Source organism: Candidatus Saccharimonadales bacterium (assembly GCA_036397795.1).
GTDB lineage: Bacteria > Patescibacteriota > Saccharimonadia > Saccharimonadales > DASWIF01 > DASWIF01.
Genome location: DASWIF010000016.1, coordinates 1 through 4,709 on the forward strand (window position 1 = coordinate 1; position 4,709 = coordinate 4,709).

The following is a 4,709-nucleotide window of genomic DNA, read 5'->3' on the forward strand; positions in this document are numbered from 1 at the left end:
GAGATTGAAAGTGAAATTGACACTCAGCTCCAGCCGATTGAAAAAGTTTTTGGCGGAGCGTCTGAAACCAGTCTGGCCGAAACCATTGCCAAAGTCATTCGAGCCGTCCTTGGGCTACTCGGCGTTATCTTTATTGCCCTCATCATTTACGCCGGATTTATGTGGCTGACCTCCGCCGGAAACGAAGATCGGATTAAAAAAGCGAAAATGATTATCGTGGCCGCAATTATTGGCGTGGCTATTATCTTATTTGCCTTTATTATCACTAACTTTGTTTTCAACACGCTCCTCGAAGTCAGCGACGATTAAGGCTTACCAACACCGGCACTCTAACAAACTCTCCGGCTAAGCCGAGGGAGTTTGTTTTTTAAGCAGGCAACACGTACAATACCGGTATGCAACCGGCACAACAACGTAAATGGCTTTGGATACTTTTTGGCCTCTCCACGCTTTTGATCGGCGGGCTGAGCAGCTGGAAATTTTTCCACGGACTCTACAACGGGTTTGACCTGGCGATTATCACAAATAGCATTCACCTGACCGGCACGGGTCGGCTGTTTGGCTCTTCCATTCATCCGCCCAGCTATCTCGGCGACCACGCGCCGCTGATACTCCTGATTCTAACCCCACTCTACAAGCTTCTGCCATCCGGCCTAACGCTACTCTGGCTCCAGGCACTCGCGATTGGTCTAACGGCCTGGCCGGCGTGGAGACTTTCAAAGCTTTTCCTTGGTCGGCTGAAACTTTCAACCCAACAAATTGAACGCGGCGCGCTTTGGTTGACCGGCGCCTGGCTGCTCAACCCGCTGCTGCACAACGCGGCTTTGTTTGAATTTCACTTTCTGCCATTTGCGTTATTGCCACTGCTTTGGGCCGGAGTTTTTTTTATCCGTCACGCGTTCTGGCCGTTTCTGGCCGCGGCTGCCATTGCCCTGCTAGTTCGAGAAGACGTCAGCCTGGCTGTAGCCGGATTCGGGCTTTTAGCGGTTTGGGAACGGCGCGGCCTGCGCTGGTGGCTGGCACCTCTGCTGATCAGCGTTGTTTATTTTGCGGCCATGCTCCAGCTGATCAATGCCGCGGGTGCGGGCGGATATAAATTCTTTTTGTACTATTCCTGGCTGGGCGAAACTCCGATCCAGGCTATCCAAACCTTGCTGACCCGACCGGACTTAGCGCTGGTTCATCTCCTGCGGCTCAGAAATATTGAGTTCTTACTTGGCCTGCTTCTACCATTCGGGCTGGTCGCTCTCTGGGGCGGGCGTTACCTTTGGCTGATATTTCTGCCGCTGGCTCAAATTTTATTCCAAAACAGCGGCGGCACTGTTACTCACCTGTTCACGCACTACACATTGTTGCTGTTGCCGGGATTGTTAATCTCAACCCTGGCCGGACTGGCGCGACTTCGCCAAAAAACAACCAAAGTCCGGGGTCTGCTGCCCTGGCTCCAGCGCGATCAGCGGCTACGCTGGCTGCTGGGCGGCACCGTGGTTATATACACCTGTCTGGCGTTAGGTCCGCTAGTTGGAATAACTCAGGCCATTGGCCAACGGCGAAGCACGACGCTGGCGCCCGCGCTCCGCACGCTGATTCCGCCGGACGCGGCGGTCGCCGCGACCTACACGCCGCTTAGCCAGCTCGCCAACCGCGAGCGGATTTATTCGTTTAACTATGTCATGCTCGGCGCTCAGCAATACCTGCGCCAGACCTACCGGCTGCCCGCTGACACCGAGTTTGTCGTGTTGGATATGGCTGACTTTCTGGGCATTGAACTGCAGTACGCCGGCAATCCATTTTTTTCCGAGACATACAAAAACAATCAAAGCCGGTGGCCGGCTCAGCTGGCAGACTTTGGTCTGGTCGCCATTCACGATTCTCAAATCCTGCTGCGGCGAGGCGCGCAAAATATGGCGAGTTTGATTTCACGGCTTGAGCGACCCGCCCCTGATAATCTGAACGGTGTTGAGCAAAACCGTGTCGGTGGCATTGAGCTACTGGGCTATACCCGAGCAGATAACCAATTTTCATTTTTCTGGCAAACCCACGAAGCTCCGGCTCAGAATTATTATCTGATACTTCGCCTCAAGCGCGGAGAGTACGCGTTTGAAAAATTCTACCCGCTTAGCTACGGACTGGTGCCAACCACGGATTGGCAGCCCAATGAAACATGGCAGACCAACTTTTGGTTTAACCCGAATATTCCGGCCGGCAGCTACACTGCTCAAATTCAAGTCGCCCACGTTGAAGGCGGCGTTGAAATTAACAATATCCGATCTGTCGAGCCCGTGCTTGACCGTAACATTCTGCTTGGCCCTGAATTTAATTTAGGCCAACTCGAGATTGGCGACTGAAAAAGTAGACTAGGCTATAAATCAACCCGATACACTTGCACCTCGCCGCTTTCAAACACTAATGTCAAATAGTCTGTTTGACTCGGGTCAAATGAGCCGAGCTTTTGCTCGAGCGAACCGTGAGCCACAAAATCGATTCCGTGCTTTGACAGGCCGCGCCGCTTGAACCTGTCATTCTCATTACTGGCGTAAAAAATTTCCAAAAACGCGCGCTTGGTTTTGGCATGAACCGTTTCATGCCCATGCCCGACAAAAACGGCCTGCCCAATTTGGCCGGGGATAAATTTTGACATAATGTCCGAAGCCAGCGTAACACTGGTCTTGGGCTGCGTCCCCAGCCAGGCAATGGCGCTGACCAAGTCTTCGGAAAGATACAATTTTTCGCGGGCTTCTTCCGGCTGAACCGTGAACAAATAAAAATCTCGGGTCAAGTTAAACAAAATAGAAGGCATAAACCCCAAGACAAACAGCCAGCCGAGCAAGGTCGGATTTTTCACCCAAAAATCATAGCGGCGGGGAGAGAGCCGGCGTTGGAGTTGATCTTTAATCGCCAACAAACCCAAGACTGTAAAAATTGCCAGCCCAAACTGAATGCCCTGTGTATACCGACTGTGGAAAGGAAAGGGTGAATAAATTAGCCCGACGCTGACCGCCAGCCAAATTACCAGCAGACTCAGCTCCGGATATCGCGACCGCTGCCGCCACCAAACTCCAGCCCCAATCAGCCCTCCGACCAAAAGCAAACCGTATCCCACCAGCACGTACGGCAACGGCGCGATGAGCGTTACATTTTGAGCGGCTCGCAGACCAATTACAGGCTCCTGCTGAATCAGCCAAAGGTGGTAGAGCGCCGAGGGCAGGGAAAGTGCCGCGGCTATCACCAGCTGAAATCCCTGGTGCCAAAGCACCCGCCGGTGTCTAAACGTTTCAGCCAGCCAGTAGAGCCCGAGTGTCCCGAATACCGATGGCAAATAGTACGGGTGAAAATTAAAATAGAAAAGTCCGAGTCCGCCCGCCACCAGACTATAGCGCCACTGTTTGGTTCGAAACCCAAGCAGCAGGCACAAAAACATTCCAAGCGTTAAGCTGAGCGAGGCGATAAAATGCGATGTTTGCAAAAGCCCGTTAAAGGTTGTGGCCTCGACCAGCCATAAATCAATTGGCCAGGCATACGGTTCAAGATCATTTGGGCTTGAAATGTTTTGCATGCCCCCAACGGCGTAGGCTCCAAGCCCGGAAGAAAATAAAATAAAAAAAAGGCTGAGCTTGCGGAGCAGAGCCGACTGAAAAAAATAGCTTAAAAAAACATACGCAACCGCGACAAAAACCGGAATCATGGCCAGCCGACTCAACTGAAAGGCCAACGGGGCTGACAACCCTAAAAACCTAACTGGCAAGCTAACCAACCACCACCAGACATTAAACGTGCCGAGTTGCTGCGATTCCGCCGTAAAAAGATTTTTTACAAATAACTCCCCGCTCGCGGCTTGCTGAATATAAGAATAGTAAACCGGGATATCTCCCGGGCTGAGCGCGTGAAGCCCGGTGTAGACAAATCCTGGCGGGGCGGCCAGCCAGCCGACTATATATGGCAAACTGGTCAGGGCCACAAGCACGCAGCTGATGACCCAGACAAAACGCCACTCAGATTTTGAGATAGTTTGCAGCAGCTGCTTCATAAAACCTGATAAAGCGTTACGGTTGGCAGTTCGACCACCAGCTCAAGATAATTTTTCATGGCCGGGTTAAATGTGCCAAGTTCTTGTTCTCGCCGGCCATACCAAAGATAGTTAATCCCCCGCCGTTCCAAGTACGCTCGCTCAATTTCTTCCGGCCGGTCAACCGCAAAAAACCAATTCGGCTCAAGTTTACGCCCAACGTAGTCTGGCGTTTCAACCGCGTGTCCAACGTAACTAGACCGCAGACTGTAGGCGGGCAGCACCAGCCCGGTTTTAACCGCGCTATACACCACGCTGCCGGTCGGACTCTCCTGCCGAAGCCAGTCCAGGGCGTGCTTCTCATCAATGTGTAGATAAGAAAGTTCACGCGCCTGCTGAAAAACCATGACGTCTGCCGCCAACGCAAACATGCTCGAAGGCAAGAATAAAAGAATACCGAGCATCACAAGCTGGGGCAAAAATTTTTTTACTTGCCCCGGCCAGCGGCTTTGAGCGGCGACCAACGCGATCACGGTCAGGCAGACCAGGGGTACGTGAAATCCAAGCACCATCCGGCGTTGGTACGAAAGCGGCGCGTATAAAAGCCCAAATTGGACAACCGCCCAGACTGCCAGCAGCAGCATGGCCGGATCAATCAACTGTCGGCGCCGGATCAGCAGTGTCAGGCCAGCCACCGCGCCAA

At 52.7% G+C, this 4,709-nt stretch carries 4 protein-coding genes; 2 read left to right on the forward strand and 2 right to left on the reverse strand.

The window, feature by feature from the left end; genetic code table 11:
* Together VGA08_01200 and VGA08_01205 are read left to right on the forward strand one after the other, a co-directional pair.
* Positions 1–309 (forward strand): hypothetical protein (locus VGA08_01200; protein ID HEX9679216.1); only part of this gene is annotated, 309 nt, incomplete at its 5' end.
* An 86-nt stretch (positions 310–395) separates the two neighbouring features.
* A complete protein-coding gene (locus VGA08_01205; protein HEX9679217.1) occupies positions 396–2,348 on the forward strand; it encodes a DUF2079 domain-containing protein in 1,953 nt (650 codons plus the stop codon).
* Between the two features lie 14 nt (positions 2,349–2,362).
* On the opposite strand, the gene VGA08_01210 is transcribed toward VGA08_01205, so the two are convergent.
* Entirely contained in the window at positions 2,363–4,027 is a 1,665-nt protein-coding gene (locus VGA08_01210) for a hypothetical protein (GenBank protein HEX9679218.1), read from the reverse strand.
* On the reverse strand, positions 4,024–4,709 hold a 686-nt coding region (locus tag VGA08_01215), incomplete at its 5' end, for a hypothetical protein (protein ID HEX9679219.1). The genes VGA08_01215 and VGA08_01210, both read right to left, overlap by 4 nt.

Excerpts from the sequence above, each read along its gene's own strand:
- VGA08_01205 (HEX9679217.1), top strand. The coding sequence starts at position 396 with ATGCAACCGGCACAACAACGTAAATGGCTTTGGATACTTTTTGGCCTC.
- VGA08_01210 (HEX9679218.1), bottom strand. The coding sequence starts at position 4,027 with ATGAAGCAGCTGCTGCAAACTATCTCAAAATCTGAGTGGCGTTTTGTC.